13 protein-coding genes and 2 pseudogenes are annotated in these 18752 nt (G+C 67.2%); 8 read left to right on the forward strand and 7 right to left on the reverse strand.

Annotation, left to right across the window (positions count from 1 at the left end; genetic code table 11):
* Positions 1-131: 131 nt before the first annotated feature.
* The 4 genes from B1A87_RS01150 to B1A87_RS22750 form a co-directional block, all read right to left on the reverse strand.
* A complete protein-coding gene (locus B1A87_RS01150; protein ID WP_078027923.1) occupies positions 132-842 on the reverse strand; it encodes a sortase domain-bontaining protein in 711 nt (236 codons plus the stop codon).
* Between the two features lie 3 nt (positions 843-845).
* A complete protein-coding gene (locus B1A87_RS01155) occupies positions 846-1433 on the reverse strand; it encodes a hypothetical protein (protein WP_078027924.1) in 588 nt (195 codons plus the stop codon).
* Between the two features lie 134 nt (positions 1434-1567).
* On the reverse strand, positions 1568-2356 hold the full coding sequence (locus tag B1A87_RS01160; RefSeq protein ID WP_078027925.1) for a CHRD domain-containing protein: 789 nt from the start codon (positions 2354-2356) through the stop codon (positions 1568-1570).
* A 186-nt stretch (positions 2357-2542) separates the two neighbouring features.
* Positions 2543-7213 (reverse strand): S-layer family protein, encoded by a 4671-nt coding sequence (locus B1A87_RS22750; RefSeq protein WP_185982196.1) that lies wholly within the window; start codon positions 7211-7213, stop codon positions 2543-2545.
* A gap of 269 nt (positions 7214-7482) precedes the next feature.
* Here B1A87_RS22750 and B1A87_RS01200 point away from each other — a divergent pair, with 269 nt between their 5' ends.
* From B1A87_RS01200 to B1A87_RS23450, 4 genes and pseudogenes are all read left to right on the forward strand, one after another.
* Entirely contained in the window at positions 7483-9234 is a 1752-nt protein-coding gene (locus tag B1A87_RS01200; protein WP_144275683.1) for an O-antigen ligase, read from the forward strand.
* Between the two features lie 293 nt (positions 9235-9527).
* Positions 9528-10103 (forward strand): transposase, encoded by a 576-nt coding sequence (locus B1A87_RS23440; protein ID WP_260680569.1) that lies wholly within the window; start codon positions 9528-9530, stop codon positions 10101-10103.
* Positions 10003-10344 (forward strand): annotated as a pseudogene (locus B1A87_RS23445) (hypothetical protein); the annotation flags it as partial. The gene B1A87_RS23440 and the pseudogene B1A87_RS23445, both read left to right, overlap by 101 nt.
* A gap of 81 nt (positions 10345-10425) precedes the next feature.
* Positions 10426-10632, forward strand: coding sequence for a transposase (locus B1A87_RS23450; RefSeq protein WP_260681081.1), 207 nt, complete (start codon positions 10426-10428; stop codon positions 10630-10632).
* Between the two features lie 310 nt (positions 10633-10942).
* On the opposite strand, the pseudogene B1A87_RS01215 reads toward B1A87_RS23450, so the two are convergent.
* A pseudogene (locus B1A87_RS01215) lies at positions 10943-11915 on the reverse strand (IS481 family transposase).
* 452 nt (positions 11916-12367) lie between these two features.
* Between B1A87_RS01215 and B1A87_RS22755 the strand changes: the two are divergent.
* Positions 12368-12757, forward strand: coding sequence for a hypothetical protein (locus B1A87_RS22755; RefSeq protein ID WP_185982197.1), 390 nt, complete (start codon positions 12368-12370; stop codon positions 12755-12757).
* Positions 12758-12763: 6 nt separating this feature from the next.
* Here B1A87_RS22755 and B1A87_RS01225 read toward each other — a convergent pair whose 3' ends face one another.
* Positions 12764-13456, reverse strand: coding sequence for a TrkA family potassium uptake protein (locus B1A87_RS01225; RefSeq protein WP_078029819.1), 693 nt, complete (start codon positions 13454-13456; stop codon positions 12764-12766).
* The gene (locus B1A87_RS01230; RefSeq protein ID WP_078029818.1) at positions 13449-14879 is read right to left on the reverse strand and encodes a TrkH family potassium uptake protein; all 1431 of its coding nucleotides are present in this window, start codon (positions 14877-14879) and stop codon (positions 13449-13451) included. The genes B1A87_RS01225 and B1A87_RS01230 overlap by 8 nt, the downstream gene beginning before the upstream one ends.
* A 342-nt stretch (positions 14880-15221) precedes the next feature.
* On the opposite strand from B1A87_RS01230, the gene B1A87_RS01235 reads away from it, so the two are divergent.
* The 3 genes from B1A87_RS01235 to B1A87_RS01245 all read left to right on the forward strand — a co-directional run bounded on the left by B1A87_RS01235 (position 15222) and on the right by B1A87_RS01245 (position 18672).
* The gene (locus B1A87_RS01235) at positions 15222-17201 is read left to right on the forward strand and encodes an APC family permease (protein WP_078029817.1); all 1980 of its coding nucleotides are present in this window, start codon (positions 15222-15224) and stop codon (positions 17199-17201) included.
* Positions 17202-17346: 145 nt separating this feature from the next.
* The gene (locus B1A87_RS01240) at positions 17347-17622 is read left to right on the forward strand and encodes a hypothetical protein (RefSeq protein ID WP_078029988.1); all 276 of its coding nucleotides are present in this window, start codon (positions 17347-17349) and stop codon (positions 17620-17622) included.
* A 201-nt stretch (positions 17623-17823) separates the two neighbouring features.
* The gene (locus tag B1A87_RS01245) at positions 17824-18672 is read left to right on the forward strand and encodes a phosphatidylinositol-specific phospholipase C/glycerophosphodiester phosphodiesterase family protein (protein WP_078029816.1); all 849 of its coding nucleotides are present in this window, start codon (positions 17824-17826) and stop codon (positions 18670-18672) included.
* The last annotated feature ends 80 nt before the right edge of the window (positions 18673-18752 follow it).

An 18752-nucleotide genomic window follows, 5' to 3' on the forward strand; every position in this document is an offset into this window, starting at 1 on the left:
CCTAGGCGATCGCCATTGATGCTGGTGAGCTATTGTTTGCTGTCACCGGGCGAGATTGTCCGGGCTCGACACAGATTACTCCGGTCGGAACCCGGGCTCTACGGGGAATTTGTTGGACTGTTGGGGCCTGCCTACTTGGACTTCAGCCTGGCGTACACCACATAGTTGTCGTTGAACAGGCCGGTTGCCGGGTCATACCCGTCGCACGTGATGAGCCGCACCTCGGGGCCCTTGGTGTTGCCGTACACCTCCAGCGTGGGGAAGTCGCTCTTGCTGTACGCCGCCGTCTTGATGACTGCGAAGACGGCAATGCTGTGGTCCGCGCGCTGAACTTTGATGTCATCGCCGGCCTTCAGGCCGCGGAGGTCCGCGAAGACCCCCGGGCCGCCGCCGGTGGCATTGACGTGGCCCAGGAGCACAGCCGGTCCGGTCCCGCCGGGCGACGGCGAACCGGAGTACCAGCCGGCCGGGGCACCGGGCCCGTCGGGCGGCACCTCGAGCGACCTGTTCTTCCGCAGGCCGAGCTTCACCAGCGGCGATTGCACGCCGATAGCCGGAATGGTCAAAGCCACGGGAAGGGGAACCGGCCGGGCCGGGGCGGTGACTTTCGCTGCCTGGCCGGCAGCCGCCGTCGTGCTTTGCACTGTTGGCAAGGGGGTAGCCGACGCCGGAGTGGCGGGCTGCGATGCAGCTGCTGGCGGGGACTCGCTGCCGGTTGCCGAGGGGTTCGCGGCCGGGGCAGCGGTTCCGCAGCCGCTCAGGACCAAGCTGCCAAGGACCAGCAGGGCAGCAGCCACGGATGCGGCACGGTGCCGGTTTCGGTGCTGGGACGGGGCGTTCATGGCCTAGTGGTGCTCCGTCCAGCACGCCAGGATGGTGGTTGACACCTGGTAGGCGAAGGCCGTGGGCGTCACCTGCTGGGGGCCGACGGCGGCCGGGAGCTTGGTGGCGTTGACGTAGAGGGTGCTGTTGTCCTTCAGGAAGACGACGGATCCGTCGTTGGTCTGGTAGGCCGGGAACCCCAGGTTGGAGAGGCCTTTGATGGGCGCAGTGTTCCCGATCTTGCCTTCCAGGGCGTCGAAGTACTTCCGGGCCGAGGCTGGGTCCGGCGATTCCTTCACCGAGATCACCAGGGGGCCGTCGGCGAGGTGGTACGTGCAGGTGTAGGTGCCGTCCGCCCACTTGCTGATGGTGTGGGGCGCCTCGTTCAGGGCCAGGATCGAGGAAACGTCGTCCTTGGTTTCCGGGCCGCAGATCATCTTTGAGGCCTCCGACGGGCCGCTGGCCACGGGGGCGGCTGATGTGCTTTCCGGTGCCGGTGCCGATGGCGCTGTGGAAGCAGCGGAATCGGTGCTGCCTGCCGCGGTCGCGCAGCCTGACAACAGCAGCGACGCCACGGCCAGCGAGGCCATTGCGGCCCTGGGGTTTTTCATTGCTCTACTCATCCTCGCGTTCTGTCCGTCAGCGTGTTTCCGGTGCGGGGCAGATTCCGGCTGCCGCGGCAGCCGGAATCTGTGCCCGTCCTAGCCCCTGTTGCCCCGGGGCCTGGCGGTCCCGGGCCCGGCGGCTATGCGGCCTTGCGTCGGCGGACGATGTAGGTTCCGCCCGCAGCGGCGGCCAGCACCAGGCCACCACCCAGGGCGAGGGTTCCGGTGTCGTTGTTCTGCGCGGCCTGGGCGTTCTGCGGGGTCTGGGCCACGCCAGTATCGGCGCCGCCCACCGGCATGGCCATCTGGCCCTCGACGAGGGTCCCGCAGAGGGCCGGCGAGGTTGCGGCCAGCGGCAGGCTGGGCACGAGGTCGCTCTTGGCGGCCTGGCCTGCGGCACTCAGGGTTGCGGGATCCAGGCCGTGGACCACCACTGCCGCGGTGCCGTCGTGCAGGGCGGCTTTGGTCTCGGCGTTCAGTTCGAAGGTGCGGTCGATGGTGTACGCACCGCCCTGGCCGGCGAGCTTGAGGTCGAGTCCGGCGGCAGGGCTTGTGTCCCCGCTGGTGGAGAGTGTGGTGCCGATCTTGCCGTAGGAGGGGCCGCCTTCGGTGGTGGAGATGACGCCGTCGCCGTTGGTGTCGGCGGCGGGAGAGGGGCACTGGCCCTTGGCTCCCACGTGGATGTGCTGGACGTGCGGGTACGGGGCGTCCATGAAGGTCGGGGCGAGACCGGAGACTTTGAGGGACACGTGGGCCTGGTTGCCGGTGACGTGCACGACGACGGTGCCGGAAGCGGAGCTGCCGTTCAGCTGGCCCAGGGTGGCCTGGTAGGAGTGATCGCCGTCGTGGGCCATGGCCGGTGCGCTGGACAAGGCCAGGGCGCCGAGAGCGAGCGTGGGAACAGCCATGAATCGCAAAGTCTTGTTCATCGGAAGAGTTCTCCTCATGCAAGTGGTGGTGGATCTCCCATGGGTGGGACACATGCAGTTCGGAGCGGTGATGGGGCCGGATGGGTGGATAAGTGATTCGCCTCACTCAGTTGTTGCCTGGGGACGCACAAGGCCCGCCCAGAATCATCTGGGCGGGCCTCGTTTGCTAGTGGTTGCCGGTGACCGCTAGACCACGGCGACCGTGGCCGCAGACGTTCTGGCGACGGCGGTGTACCCCGCCTTTGAGCCCGTGACGGTGACGGTCAGGATCTTGCCCCGGGCCGTTGCTGCCGGTTTGTAGGTGCTGGCGGTGGCGCCGGTGATGGCGATGCCGTTTGCTTTCCACTGGTACGTCAGCGTGACCGGTGCCGGCCCCCAGACGCCCGGAGCCGCCGTCAGGATGGAGCCCACCTTGGCGGTGCCCGTGATGGCCGGTACCGGAGCCGTTAGGGTGCCCGCTGCCACCCTGAGGGTTGCTGCGCTGGTCTTGGCCACTGTGGTGTAGGCGGCCTTGACTCCGGTGACGGTGACGGTGAGGGTCTTGCCCACCACCGCCGGAACCGGCTTGTAGGTGCTGGCGGTGGCGCCGGTGATGGCGATGCCGTTCGCCTTCCACTGGTACCTCAGGGAGACCGGAGCCGGCCCCCAAGCCCCGGTTGCCGTCAGCGTGAAGCCCACCTTGGCGGTGCCGGCGATGCCCGGTACCGGCGCGGTCAACGTACCTGCCGCGACCCTGGCCGTGGCCGCGCTGGTCCGGGCGACGGCGGTGTAGCCCGCCTTTGACCCGGTGACGGTGACGGTGAGGGATTTGCCCAGCATCGTGGCTGCCGGCCTGTAGGTGCTGGCGGTGGCGCCGGTGATGGCGATGCCGTTGGCCTTCCACTGGTACTTGAGCGTGACCGGTGCGGGTCCCCAGGCCCCTCCGGCGGTCAGCGTGGCGCCGACCTTGACGGCGCCTGTGATGGCAACTGCCGGGACTGTCAGGGTGCCTACGGCGACCTTGGCTGTTGCGGCGCTGGTCTTGGCCGCGGTGGTGTAGCCGGCCTTGGTTCCGGTGACAGTGACGGTAAGGGTCTTGCCTAGGTCAGCTGCCGCCGGCTTGTACGTGCTGGCCGTGGCGCCCGCGATCGCGATGCCGTTCGCCTTCCACTGGTGGGTCAGCGTAACCGGAGCCGGTCCCCAGGTGCCCGGTGCCGCGGTCAGCGTGGAGCCGACCTTGGCCGTGCCCGTGATGGCGGGCACCGGTGCGGTGAGCACCGGGTTGAGGGCCATGACGGTGCCGGTGCGCGCTGACGTAGTAGCCGCCGTCGTGTACCCGGCCTTGGTCCCCGTCACGGTGACGGAGATGGTCTTGCCGACGTCGGCCGCCGTCAGCTTGTAGGTGCTGGCGGTGGCGCCGGCGATGGGGAGCCCGCTGGCCGTCCCGTTCGCCTTCCACTGGTAGGTCAGTGCCACCGGAGCCGGACCCCAGGTGCCCGTTACTGCGGTCAGCGTGGAGCCGGCCTTGGCCGTGCCCGTGATGGTGGGCACCTGTGTGGTCAAAGCGGGAGTAACGCCGACGTAGGAGAGGTTGTGCGTCGTGGCGGCGCCGCTGACGACGGCCACGGGAGTGGATGCTGCTTCGGTGACCACGTTGCCCGAGTAGAGGTCGCCGGCCACGAAGCCGCCCAGCACCCGCAGCGTGTAGTTTCCGGAGGTAAGCCCCGCGATGGTGTACTTTCCGGCCGCGTCTGTGGACGTGGCGCGGGTAACGAGCGAGCCGTCAGGGGTGTAGGCCTGGAGGAACGCGTTGGCCATCGGTTGTCCGGCCTTGTTCAGCAAGGTGCCGGTGATGGATCCGCCGGCAGCCAGGGTCGCGTTGATGTCCGGCACCTGCTGGCCCGTGGTCACGGGGATGGCCTGGGCCTGCCCCACACCGGCGGACTCGGGCTTGTTCTGGAAGAACTGTGCCTCCTCCTGTGCGTACCCGCTGGAGCGGTTGAACGCTACCTTGTAGGAGCCTGCCGCGAGGCCCACCACACTGTAGTTGCCGGCTGCGTCCGAGTGGCCCTCCTTGACACTCTTTCCCGCGGCATCCAGCACGGAAACAGGGTATCCGTAGACGCTGCTGGTGCCCGTGATCTTGCCCTTGATGGACGCTCCGGTGATCACAGTCATGTCCACGCCCGTGACGGTCTGCGCGACCGCCACGGTCACAGGGGTGGCGCTCGCCGCCGTTGTTCCGCCGTGCCACGTATCCGCGGCGCCGCTTTGCCCGCCGGAGAACTGCACCGTGTACGTGCCGCCCTCGAGCCCGATCACCGAATACGTGCCGTCCGGATTCACGTAGCCGTACGCGGGGGCCGCATTGGTGACCCCGTTCTTCGTAGCGATGACGCGGGATGAGTTGAGGTTGGTTCCTGCAGGCGCCGTGATCTTGCCGCTGATGACGCCGCCCTTGAGCAGGGTTGCGTCAATGGCGGTCAGGCTTTGGCCCTCGGTCACCGGCACTGCGGTGGCGGTCTCCATGGATGAGGCGTTCTTGTACCACTGCGGCAGCGCGCCGGTGCCGTAGGTATCGAAGGAGATCTTGTAGCTGCCCGGGGTCAGGCCGCGGATTGAGTACGAGCCGTCGATGTTCGAGTTGGCGGAGCCTGCCCAGGTGCTGTCGCTGGCGCGGAACGCAGTGACGTAGACGTTGGAGGAGCTCTGCGTTCCCGGTACCGTGATCTTGCCGCTGATGCTGGCGCCCTTGGCAAGCGTGGCGTCGATGGCAGTGAGGTCCTGGCCGGCCGTCACGGTGAGCGGGGTTGCCTCCGCCTGGGTCTGGACGTTGTTGTACCACTCGTCCAGGCCGCCGGAGTTGTAGTTGGAAAAATTGACCTTGTAGGTGCCCGCGGCAAGTCCCTTGACCGCGTACGTGCCGTCTGGGTTTACCCGGCCATAAGAGCCGTTGGCGGCCCCCTCTGCGGTGGCGGACACGTTGACCATCGTCAGGTCGACGCCGGCCGGAGCCGTGATCTTTCCGGCGATGGATGCTCCCTTAACCAAGGTCGCATTGATGCCTGTCAGGTCCTGGCCCGCCGTCAGCGGCAGCGCGGTAGCCGTGTCCATGCTGCTGCCGTTCAGGTACCACTGGTCCAGCGCCCCGGAGCCATAACCCCTGAATGCGACTTTGTAGTTTCCGGCGCGGAGCCCGGCCACCTTGTACGTGCCGTCGGTCTGCAGCTGGGCTGCCACGCCGTACGCCCGGAAGTTGTCGGCGTTGTAGACATAGGCCGTTATTGCGGACAGATCGATGCCGGCGGGAGCTGTGACCTTGCCGCTGATGGACGCGCCCTTGACGAGCGGCGTGTCAGTCAGGGCCAGGTCCTGGCTGTCCGCCACGGGGACGGGCGCGGCCTCGGCGTACGACAGGCCGCCGTACCACTGTTCCAGCGCCCCCGAGCTTCCTCCGCTGAACTGGACCTTGTACGAGCCGGCCGCAAGACCGGAAAACGCGTAGGAGCCGTCCGCGGCGACCTGCGCCGATCCCGCATAGGAGTAGCTGTCCGACGTATAGAGAGTGGCCTGCACCGCGGGCAGGTTGACGCCGGCCGGGGCGGTGAGCTTGCCGGATATGGACGCGCCCTTGACCAGGGTGGCATTGATGCCCCCGTGGTCCTGGCCTTCTGTCAGGGTGATGGGCGTTGCGGTACTAAACGATGAGGATCCGGCGTACCACTGCTCCAGCGTGCCGGTGTTGTACCCGGCGAACTGCACCTTGTAGCTGCCCGTCGGGAGCCCGGCCACCTTGTAGGTGCCGTCGGCGTTGACTTGGGATGAAGCCACGTAGTTGGGATTCGTTCCGCCGGCCTGGTAGACCGTGGCCTGAATGGAACCGAGGTTCACGCCCGCGGGGGCGGTGACAGTTCCGCTGACTGACGCGCCCATGACCAGGGCGGCGTCGATGCCGGTGAGTTCCTGCCCGGCTGCGAGGGTCAAAGGAGTCGCTGTCTCAAAGGAACTTGCACCGGCGTACCACTGTTGGAGGATGGCGCTGTTGTACCCGGAGAAACGGACTTTGTAGCTGCCCGCCGGAAGGCCGTTGACTTTGTACGTTCCGTCGGCGCCGAGCTGGGCGGACCCGCTATAATTTCCGGTGGCCGCGGTGACGTCCGCCTGCAGGGAACCGGGATCCACGCCGGCCGGAACCGTGACCTTGCCGCTGATGGAGGCGCCCATGACGAGGGCCGCGTTAATTCCGCCAAGATCCTGACCGTCCGTGAGCGTTACAGGCGTGGCGGTCTCGGAGGACGAGGCGCCCGAATGCCACTGGGTAACGACGCCCGAGTTGCCGCCGGAGAACTGGATCTTGTAGCTGCCGGCAGGCAAGCCGAGGACCGTGTAGCTGCCGTCCTGGCCGACCTGCCCATACGCGGAATACCAGTCGGGGCCAAAGGTGGTGCTGCTGACCCAAACGCCGACTGACGTGGGATCGATGCCTGCGGGGAGCGTGACGCGGCCGCTGATGGAAGCGCCCTTGACGAGGGCTGCGTCGATGCCGCTCAGGCTTTGGCCCGCTGCCAGCGCGACGGGTGTGGCTGATTCAAAGGTCTTGGCGCCCGAGTACCACTGGCTCAGCGCGCCGGAGTTGGAACCACTGAATTGGACCTTGTAGGAGCCCGCCGGAAGGCCGGTGACCGTGTAGCTTCCGTCTTCGGCGACCTGGGCCGAGCCAGTGTAGGAATACGCCGCGGCGGTGTGGACTGTGATTCCGACGGAGGTGAGCTGGACACCCGCAGGCGCCGTCACCTTCCCGCTGATCGAAGCGTCTGACAAGTCCGCTGCGTTGGCCGGCGTGATGCCGAGCAGCACCAGCGCTGACAGAACCGTCAATAAAACGGCGACTCGGAAACGGAATCGCCTGCTCAAAGCGAGCATTTTTACCCCCCATGGGTCATGCAGCAGCTGGGCCGCATCATTTAATTGTCAAAGAACGCCTTAGTGTAACCGTTATAAACGGGATTCAAAGCACGCGCTCCTGAAATTATCGCCGTATGTCCAATTGAGTTAGTAACCGCCCATTCATGTCAGTTGACATGGTCCTGCGTCAGACTAGGCGGTTATATTGGAGTGGTCTCCGCTGAAAGGTCACCCACCCGCGCATGAAGCAAGCGATTACCCGGCTGCCCGGGCTCTGCATCGTTCTGATGGCAGGGTCCATCCTGGTGTTTCAGCCCGGAGGCCTTTTCAGGTTCGTCTGGATCAAACTCGTGGTGGTGATGATCGGTGTCCTCGCCGGTGTGGTGTCTCCGCTGCGGGCCCGGATTCCCTTGGCGGTGCAGGCGGCGACCGCCGCCTGCGTGGTGTGGATCGCCGCCGCCATGCTCTTGTCCGATACCCCGCTGGCCAGCCTGGCCGGGCGCTGGCCGCGCTACGAGGGTCTGTTAACCCTAGGGGTGTACGTGGCCGTATTCGGGGTGGGCGCGAAGGTCCTGGGCGGTGCCTTGGCCGGCCGGAGTCGACAGCTTCTCAGCACATCGCTCGCCGCTGCGGCAGTGGTGCTGCTGCTCGTTGCCGTGCTGGAAAGCAATGGTTTGCGCCCGCTTGGCGGTGCCGCGGACGTGCGCCCGGGCGCCACGCTGGGGAACGCCACGGACCAGGGCCTGATCGGGTTCGTCATCGCGGGGGTGCTGTCCGCCGGCGGTGGCCCTGAGCGCGGATGGCAGTTTTGGCTGAGGCGGGCTGGCCTGATCGCCGCTGCAGGCGTGGCGATCCTTTCCGGCTCCCGGGCGGCACTGGCCGGGCTGCTGATCGTGGCCCTGTTTGGCTCCTCCGTGTGGATGCGGAGCCGGTCCTGGGCGCGGCCAAAAATCGCGGCGGGTGCCGTGTTGGCGGCCGCTGCCGTGGCGTTTGGCGTCCTGCTGGTTCCCGCTGCGCGTGACCGCCTCCTGTCCGCGGGAACAGTGGACGGACGGTGGCTGCTGTGGGACCGGAGCCTCGGCCTGGTAAGTGCCGATCCGGTCTTCGGCGTTGGGCCGAGCGGCTTCGTTGACGCGCTGCCGGCGTACCTGAACGCGGAGTGGGCCAGATCCGTGGGCGACTCTTTCCCCGCCGATTCACCCCACAGCTGGCCGCTGCAGCTGCTGGCGGCAGGCGGGGTCCCGCTGCTTTTACTGGTCCTGGTTCTCGGCGCGGTGGCCGTGGCCGCTGCGGTCCGGCGGATGAAGGAAACCCAGCACGGTGCGGACCGCCGGTACATGGTTGTGGTGCTGGTGACCGTGGCCGCCTACGGACTGGCGCTGCTGACGCACTTCACGTCCATCGGCACCACGGCCCTGGTGGCCTTCCTGTGCGGCGGGCTGGTGGGGCGCGAGGGCACGGGCTTCCCAGCCGTCAGTTCGCCGGCGGTGGAAGGGATTCCGGGAAAGCTGACAGCAGCATTTGCGGGCATCTTCCGGCCCGCGGTTTCGACGGCGGCCGGTGCGGTTCTCGTCGCGGCCGGCCTTGCCGTTGCTGTCCCCGCCGCCATCGCGGAATGGCCGATGGGTGCCGGTGCCAAGGCTGCCGCGGCCGGGGATGTCGCCCTCGCAGAGCCTGTCTCTTATACACATCTAGATGTGTATAAGAGACAGCGACACCGCTCTGCTCGCCGCCCAGGCGTTTGCCGCCCGGCGACGGCGGGTGACCAGCAGGCGGCGCGGCGCGCCGTCGAATGGGGAGCCTCGCCCGCGAACGCACGCCGCGCTCGCAGGAGGCCGGATCGGCGCTGGCCATCGGCTACCTCTACAGCGGGGATCCGGGTGCCGCCAAGACCGTGCTCGACGGCCTGGTCCGGGAGGCCCCGTATTCCACGGGGCTCTATGTCCAGCGCGGCGTCGCGCAGTTCGGCCTGGGGCGGGCCGCCGACGGCATAGCGGACCTGGAGCACGCGGCGGCCCTGGATCCCGGCCTGGACACGCCTTGGCGCGTCCTCGCGAACATCTACCAGCGGATGGGCAATGCCGAAGCCGCCCAGGCTGCGAACCGGCAGGCAGAGGGCCTGTCCAAACGCTAGACGATATGAAGTGTGGCGGGCCGGTCCCTGATGTAGGACTGGAACCTCGGGTTCAAAGAGGTTCGTGGGTTGCCGGGCCACGGTCTGTTCCGCCACCAAGAGGCGGGGGTGTGGACTGGTAGAGCCACATTTGAACGTCGGGAGGTTCCAGCCATGAATAAGCGTACCTACGTGGGTTTGGATGTCCATGCGCGCAGTGTGAAGGGCTGCGCGATCGATCGTGAGACCGGCGAGATCCTGCGTCAGAGCCTCGCCGCGAACGATGCCGGGATCGCCGAGTGGATTTCTGGATTGCCGGGTCCGGTCCGCGTTGTCTATGAGGCAGGCCCAACGGGATTCGGCCTGGCCCGGTTGCTGGCAGCCGCAGGGGTCGAATGCCTGGTCGCGGCGCCGTCCAAGCTCCAGCGGCCGTCCGGGGACCGGGTGAAGACCGATGCCCGCGATGCAGAGCATCTGGCCCGGTTGGCGCTGCTCGGGCAAATTACCCCGGTGCGGGTCCCGGGTCCGGCTCAGGAGGCGGCCCGTGATCTGGTACGTGCCCGCGAGGACGTCCGTTCGGATCTGATGCGGGCAAGGCACCGGATCTCGAAGCTCCTGCTGCGCCACGGTCTGGTCTACTCCGGCGGCCATGCCTGGACCGACGCCCACCACACCTGGCTGCACCGGCAGCGTTTCGACGATCCTGCCCTGCAGGCTGCGTACGAGGCCGCCTGGAAATGGCAGAGCTGACGCTGGACCGCCGCAACCGTTTGGATGCGAAGATCACGGCGATGGCGGCGACCGAGCCGTATGCCCCGGTCGTGCGGGCGCTGATGTGTCTGCGCGGCATCTCGGTGCTCACCGCCTTCGGCCTGGCGGTGGAGATCGGCGACTGGACCCGCTTCACCGGCTCCACGATCGGCGCGTATCTGGGTCTTGTCCCTCCGAACATACCTCCGGTGCGTCCCGGTCCCAGGGAGCCATCACCAAAACCGGAAACACCCACGCCCGACGCCTGCTGGTCGAGGCCGCGTGGCACCACCGGCGCCCCTACAACAATGCCAGCCGCGACATGCGTTCCCGCTGGGATGCAGCCGACGAGGCCTCCCGGGTCCGCGGACACCAGGGGAACCACCGGTTGCACCACAAGTGGGAGCAGTTCGAAGCCCGGCACAAACGCCGGGTCATCGCCAATGTCGCCGTCGCCCGCGAATTGGCCGGCTGGTGCTGGTCCCTCGCCGCCGCGGTCCAACAGGAGCAGCCGTGGACGGATGAATAGACGTGTGCCGTTCCCGGCCCTGTCCTGATGGCTTGGCAGCGTGGAGGAGACCCGCGAAACACCTATGGACAACCGGGTAGTTCCGGTGACGCCCGACATTGCTAGACCAGCGGCACCCCTCCAGCCGAACACCTCGTCCTGCGGTAACCAACCCGCGCATATCAGTCTGACAGCGCCCGTCGATCACGACGCGCCAGCCAGCCCCGGACGGGCCCAAGGAACGGAACACAAAAGGAGCGGTCCAAGACACCCAGTCTCGGACCGCTCACCCTTGCCCCCTTGACAAGAAATACCTACATATCAGGTGTACTCAGCCAGTAGGTTGGTTGCACCTGCTGATGGGTGGCTTGCCTCCGAGGCTGCCGTGGGGCCGGTGGTTGTTGTAGAAGTTTAGCCATGGCTGCAGGGCGTCGGTGCGCGCCTGGTTGGACGTGAATGGTTGCCGGTAGGCCCAGCCTTCCTGCAGGGTGCGGTTGAAGCGTTCTGCTTTGCCGTTTTGCCAGGGATGCCGGGGTTTGATCAGGATGTGTTTAGCGCCCAGCGCAGTTAGGGCGTCCTGGAAATCGCGGGAGAGCCGGTAGGCGAATGCGTTGTCGGTCATGACCCGTTTGACCGGCGCCCCGTTGGCGGCCATGGCGGCCGCAGCTCTGGTGAGGAATCCGGCGCAGGTCGGGCCCTTCTCGTCGGGAAGGACCTCGGCGTAGGCGAAGCGGGTGTAGTCATCGACGGCCACGTGGACGTAGTCGAAACCCAGCTTCTGGTGTGATCTGCGGTGGTTAGCCGGGCCCTGGGAAGGGTCGGCCCGCCAGCCTCCGCCCTCGGGGATCCGCCCGAGTTTCTTGACGTCGACGTGGATCATGTCCCCGGGCCGTCGCGTTCATAGCGGCGGCCAGTGGCACGGGAAGCGCGGATCCGGGCCCCGGTCACCGGGTCCAGGTCCCACAGCCGCGGCATGCCGGCACGGGCCAGAATCCGAGAGACCGTCCGGGCGCTGACCCCGCAACGCAATGCCAGATTGGCCGGCCCCTCGCGGTGCTCTACGCGTTTTGTCAGGACCTCGGCAACGACTTTCCCGGAGTGGCGTGCGGGCATGACTTTGGTCTGGAGCTGCGGTCCTGCAGCCCTTCCCAGCCGTGGGCCCGGTAGCGGCTAATCCAGCGGTGGGCGCAGGTCCGCGAGATGCCCAGTTCTTTGGCCACATGGGCAATCGGACGGCCGTTCAGGACGCGTTCGACAAGGATCCGTCTACCGGTCGGGGTCAGGCGGGCATTACGGTGGATCATGAAGACCTCTTAGTCGTTGGCTGTGTGTGGTAACCACCAACCTAAGAGGTCTTCACCTATTCACGATGTAACCAACGTCCTGACTCAGTACAGCTAGGGCATACGGAATTCCCCGCCTGGCTCTTTCGGTAACGCATTATCACCGGCTCCAGCGGGAATACACTGCCGGCAAATCGAATTCTTCAAAAACGTTCCCGAACGAAAAGTTCTTAAGCTGAGAACAGCGCAAGATAGGATCAAGAAGAGCGCAGTTTTTTGGAAAACAAACGTTATTCCATCGTGCGATGGTATTGTCCGGGCGCCGCTTCCGGCGGAGCCATTTCCACGCGGTGCGGTCTTGCGCCCAGCTGGAAACAGCGCAGACACACAAGGCGCACTATTTTGAAACCCTGCAGAAAACTTCATCGTGCAGGCTGGGCTTGCAGAACCGGATCGGTGAAAGGAGCCCAGTGATGATGACGGATGAGGACCTTGAGGTGCGTTCGTGTGGGGAGCTCTCGGCGGGGGAGGAGATCGAGGCCTGGCACCGGGGGCGCCTCGCGCACCGCGGGACGGTGGCCAGCACGCTCGAAGAGATTGACCTGTTCTGGATCATCGATGCCCGGACCGGCGCTCGCCGGCTGCTGGACCTCGAGCAGCTCAGCGTCAGGCGGATCCCGGTTGTAAAGCCGGCTGCCGCCGTCGCGCGGAGGCCGGCCGCCGCCATCGGGGATCTGCCGCCGGGTGCCGCCGCCGCGCGGAAGCCAGCTGCCGCCGTCGCCGCCAAACGGAAGCCAGTCGCAGCCGCGAAATCGAAGCCGGCCGCGAACCTGAGGCAGATCGCGTTCATCGAGGCGGGGTGACGCCCGTCAGCTGATGTTGCTGAATCTCTCCGCCTGGGTCTTGCTGCCCTGGACGATGATCTGGTCCTCCTCGTAGAGGACGGTCTGCGCCGTGGTGTGGCCCCAGATGCCGCCGGGGCGCTTGACGGCCACGATGGTGATCCCGTACTTGTCCCGGAGCCCGAGCACTCCGAGCGGGCGGTCCTGCGCCTCCCTCGGCGGGCTGGTGCGGATCATCACGAAGTCGTCCTCGAACTCCACGTAGTCCAGCAGCGAACCGCGGACCAGGTGGGCCACGCGCTTGCCCATGTCGTGCTCGGGCCGGATCACGTGGTCCACGCCGAGCTGGTTCAGGATCTCGGCGTGCGGTTCGCTGATGGCCTTCGCCCAGATTTGGGGCTTGCGGAACGTGAGGAGCCGGGACGTGGTCAGGATGCTGGCCTCGATGTCCGTGCCGATGCCCACCACGGCCCTGTCGAACTCATGCACCGAGAGCTGGCGCAGCACCTCTTCCTTGGTGGCGTCCGCCCGGACCACGTGGGTGAGGCGGCCGTTGTAGGACTGGACGGTCTCCTCGCTCGCGTCAATCCCCAGGACCTCGGTGCCCTGCGCCTCCAGCTCCAGCGCCAGCGCCCCGCCGAAGCGGCCCAGCCCGATGACCACCACGGAGTCCGCCTGGGCGGCGCGGTCCGGGGAGCGGGAGAAAATGTTCTTAGCCAATGAGGGGCCTTTCCTTGGGGTATTCGTAGAGCGGCGGGCGTTCCCGCAGCGCCAGCGCGGCGCCCAGGGTGACCGGACCGAGGCGGCCGATGAACATCAGCAGGATCAGCACCACCTGGCCGGCCGGCGGCATGGCCGCGGTGATCCCGGTGGAGAGCCCCACCGTGGCGAACGCCGAGACGACCTCGAAGAGGATCCGCTCCTGCCCGAAGTCCGTGATGAGCATGAGGTACATGGTGGAGCCCACCACCAGGGCGATGGCGAGCAGCACCACGGTGATGGCCTGCCGGTGCACGGCCCGCGAGAGACGCTTGCCGAAGATGTTGACGGCCGTCCCGCCCCGCAGCTCCGTGGCCAGGATGAAGAACAGCACGCCGAACGTGGTGATCTTCAGGCCGCCCGCGGTGCCGGCCGGACCGCCGCCGATGAACATCAGGATGTCCATCCCCAGCCAGGACACGGGGTACATCTGCGCGATGTCGATGCTGTTGAATCCGGCCGTGCGCGTGATGACCGACTGGAAGAATCCGGCCAGGACACGCTCGCCGGGCCTGAGGCCTCCCAGCGTTGCCGGGTTGGACCATTCGACGGCGGTGAGGAAGACGGTGCCGCCCGCGAGGAGCACCGCGGTGCCCACGAGGACCAGCTTGGTGTTCATGCTCCAGTGGATGGGCTTGCCGTACTGCCGGCCGAGTTCGAACAGCACCGGGAACCCAAGCCCGCCGATGATCACCGCAGCGGCGATGGGCAGGCAGATCCAGGGGTCCCCGGCGAAACCGATCAGGTTGTCCGAGTACAGGGCGAAGCCGGCGTTGTTGAACGCGGACACGGAATGGAAGACGCCGTGCCAAAGCGCACGGCCCGGCGGATACCCGTACCCGGCCACGAACCGCGCCGCGAGCATCCCGGCGAGGACGACCTCGACGGCCAGGCTGATGCTGAGCACGCCCACGAGCACCCGGCGCACATCGCCGAAGCCGGTGCTTTTGGTTTCGGCCGCCGCCGACAGCCGCGAACGGAGGCCCAGCCTGCGGGCCATGAGCACGCCGAGCAGGGTGCCGAAGGACATCACGCCGAATCCGCCCACCTGGACCAGCACCAGGATGACCACCTTGCCGAAGCCGCTCCAGTACACCGGCGTGTCCACGGTGGTTAGGCCCGTCAGGCACACTGACGACGTGGAGGTGAACAGGGCATCAAGGAAAGGAGCGCCCTCCGGCCCGTTCCGCGAGACCGGCAGCATCAGCAGCAGGGTTCCAGCGGCAACGGCCGCCGCGAAGCCCAGCACGATCACCTGGGCCGGATGCTGGGGCGCAAGGATGTTCAGGATGGCCGGAAACGCCTTCGACCCCCGGTGCCAATGGCCGTGGCGGACTCCGCTGGCGGCGCCTTGCCGCGCCTGGGAACCCGCAACGTCGCGCATACGCGTCACGCTACCACCGCGGAATCCGCGGCGGACTGCCTGAACAGGGGCGTTAAGAAAGCGTTAGGATTCCGGGTTCCGGCCTGCCGCGCGGAGCGGCCGGTGCTAGGCTCCCGTGGTCATCAGCAAACTTTCCATTTCGAATCGAAGGACCCCGTGGCCACCAGACGCGCGCAAGCGGAGACCGGCCATGCTCGCTGATCCCACCTCCTTGCTCCTGCTGATTCTGGGCTGCGCCGTGACGGGGTACATGATCTACCGGTTCATCAGGGCCACCAAGTAGCCCCCGCCGTCGTCCCCCAGCCTGAACCGACGCCCCCGGAACCCCCAGAAAGACACTTCATGACCGCACCCGCCCAGTATTCCGTTCCCGCGAGTGTCCCCAGCCCGGAGCAGGAAGCGCCGCCAAGCAGCCCGCTGGCCCGGTGGCTGCTGGAGCACAAGGTCCACCAGCCGGTGGGGCCGGAAGTGGCCGAGGCGGGGGCGCACCAGCAGCCCTGGTGGAAGGTCATGTGCCTGACCGGCGTGGACTACTTCTCGACGCTGTCCTACCTGCCCGGCATCGCGGCGCTCGCGGCCGGCGCGCTGTCCCCGCTGGCCACGCTGCTGATCGTGGCCCTGACGCTGTTCGGCATGCTGCCCATGTACCGGCGGGTGGCGCAGGAGAGCCCGCACGGCCAGGGCTCGGTGGCCATGCTGGAAAACCTGCTCCCGTTCTGGCGCGGGAAGATCTTTGTGCTGGTGCTGCTCGGGTTCGTGGCCACATCCTGGATCATCACCATCACCCTCTCCGCCGCCGACGCCACGGTCCACATGCTGGAGAACCCCTACCTGCCGCCGTTCCTGGAAGGCCAGGCGGTCCCCATCACCGTGGTGCTCCTGCTGATCCTGGGCGGGGTCTTCCTGCTCGGCTTCTCCGAGGCCGTGGCCGTCGCCATTCCGCTGGTGGGGGTCTTCCTGGTGCTGAACGCCGTCATCATCACCACGGGAATTTACGACGCCGTCACGCAGCCGGGTGCGCTGTCATCCTGGACCGCCGCACTCACCTCGTCCGGCGGCTTCGGCAGCATCGCCGGGCCCGCCATCCTGGCGTTCCCGCTGCTGGTACTGGGCCTGTCCGGCTTTGAAACCGGGGTCAGCATGATGCCCCTGGTGGCGGCCTCGGGGGCCACGCCGGAGGAGACCCTGCAGAACCGGATCCGGAACACCCGCAAGCTCCTGACCACGGCCGCGGTGATCATGAGCGTCTACCTGCTCGGCAGCAGCTTCGTGACCACCCTGCTGATCCCTGCCGAGGCGTTCCAGGAGGGCGGCGCGGCCAACGGCCGCGCGCTGGCGTATCTGGCCCACGAACGGCTCGGCAACGGCTTCGGCTCCGTCTACGACGTCAGCAGCATCCTCATCCTGTGGTTCGCGGGTGCCTCCGCGATGGCCGGGCTGATCAACATCGTGCCCCGGTACCTGCCGTCCTACGGCATGGCGCCCGACTGGACCCGGGCGGTTCGCCCGGTGGTCCTGGTCTACACGGCCATCAGCGTCCTGATCACCATCGGCTTCAAGGCCGACGTCAACGCCCAGGCCGGGGCCTATGCCACCGGCATCCTGGCCATGATGGTCTCCGGGGCGGTGGCCGTCAGCATTTCCGCGGCGCGGCAGAAGCGGCGCCGCGCCGCCGTCGGCTTCTCCGTCCTGACCCTCATCCTGCTCTACGCACTGGCGGCGAACGTGATCGAAAAGCCTGACGGCCTGGCCATTTCCGGGTTCTTCATCCTGGGCATCGTGGTGGTTTCGCTGGTCTCCCGGATCAGCCGCACCACGGAACTGCGTGTGCACCGGATCGAGTTCGACGAGAACGCCCGGCGCTTCATCACCGACACGCTTGAGTTCGACGGTCGGATTAACCTCATCGCCAACCGAGTGCAGGACGGGGACGCCGCGGAGTACGCTGCGAAGGAGGAAGAGCAGCGGGGCATGAACCCGGTGCCGGGATCCGCGGACGTGATCTTCCTGGAAATCGACGTCACCGACCCCTCCGAGTTCAGCGACGTCCTGGAGGTGGAGGGCGTTGAAGTGGCCGGCCACCGCGTCCTCCGCGCGAAGAGCCCGGCCGCGCCCAACGCGATCGCCGCGATCCTTCTGGCCCTGCGCGACGCCACCGGGGTCATTCCGCACGCGTACTTCGAATGGGCCGAAGGGAACCCGCTGGCCCACCTGATGCGGTACCTGCTCCTGGGCCGCGGCGACACGGCTCCCGTGGTCCGGGAGATCATCCGCGAAAACGAGACGGAGCCGGAACGCCGCCCGCGCATCCACGTCGGCTGACGCCTCCTTCCCGGCCCTTCCTCACCTCCCTTCGCCTGGCGGCGTGACTTCGGACTCCTTACGGGCTTCCAAGGAATACCCTGCACCCCATGGTCCTTGTTCCATGTGGGGCGCCGACGACCGGCTGCCTCGTGAAAGGACCGTTTTGCCCACCGAATTCATCCCGTTCAACATGCGCGCCAGTGTCCGCGAGGACCACAAGCGCTCGTTCCGCACCGACATAGAACGCCTCACCTCCGGCCACCGGGGCTGGGCGCCGCTGGACGTGGTCAAGTCCACCGACACCCAGGCGCTGCTCCGCGGAGCCGTCCCGAAAAGCGTTCACACCGCCACGGACGCGAGCCTTGCCCGCTACCTCCAGGACCGCCTCGTCGCCGACGACGACATCCACGTGGATCTCACCGTCTGCATCGAGCGGTAGCAAGTAGCCCCACCGTGCCCCGGACCATTTTGGTCCGGGGCATTTTTGTGGCCGAAAGCCGGTGACATGTCCTGTTCACCGGGGCGCCAGACTCCGGTGGGGACGCGTTAGCCGCCGGAGGGCAGTGTGGTGGGGCACGCCGTCGGGCCTTCTCAACCGGGAGGCGGGCGGCGGACCCATCCCGCACTGAAGGAGAACCCTGTGCTGATCAAAAGCACCGTCACCGCGCTCGTTGCCCTCACGGCCCTGGCCGGAATTGCCGCCCCGTCAACGGCGGCACCGGCGTCCGACGCTGTCCTGGGGCCGCCGCACGCCGCAGCCCACGCGCACAACGACTACGAGCACGGCCGTCCGCTGCTGGACGCGCTGGAGCACGGCTTCTCCAGTGTGGAGGCCGACGTGTGGCTGGTGGACGGCGAGCTCCGCGTGGCGCACGACCTCGTGGATGCCAAGGCCGGCGTCACGCTGGAGAGTCTGTACCTCGAACCGCTGGACAAGCTGGTGCGGCAGGACGGCCACAGCGTCTACCCCGGCTGGGACGGCAGCCTGCAGCTGCTGATCGACATCAAGAGCGAGGGCGAGGCCACGTACGCCGCCGTGGAGAAGGAACTGGCGCAGCACCCGGCCCTCATGAGCCGGTTCGCCAACGGAAGGGTGTCCACCGGACCGGTCACCGCCGTCATCAGCGGCAACCGGCCGCTGGCCACGATGAAGGCCGAGACCAAGCGGTACGGGTTCTTCGACGGCCGCTCGGCCGATCTCGCCTCCGGCATGCCGGCGGCACTGATGCCGCTGGTCAGCGACAACTGGACCAAGCTGTTCACCTGGCAGGGCGTCGGCCCGATGCCGGAGTCAGAGCGGGCCAAGCTGCGCGCCTACGTGGAAACCGCCCACTCCAAGGGCTACCGGGTGCGTTTCTGGGCCACGCCGGACCAGCCGGGACAGGAACGCGACGCCATGTGGACCGAGCTGCACAACGCCGGTGTGGACCACATCAACACGGACGACCTTCCCGCGCTGGACAAGTTCCTGAGCGCCCGCGGGCAGTAGGGCTGCAGCCTCCCGCATGCGATGCGACCCTCCCGCACGTGATGTGCGGGAGGGTTCGTTCGTATCTGTCCGATGAATTG

Origin of the sequence: Arthrobacter sp. KBS0703 (assembly GCF_002008315.2) — a bacterium.
Taxonomy (GTDB): Bacteria; Actinomycetota; Actinomycetes; order Actinomycetales; family Micrococcaceae; genus Arthrobacter.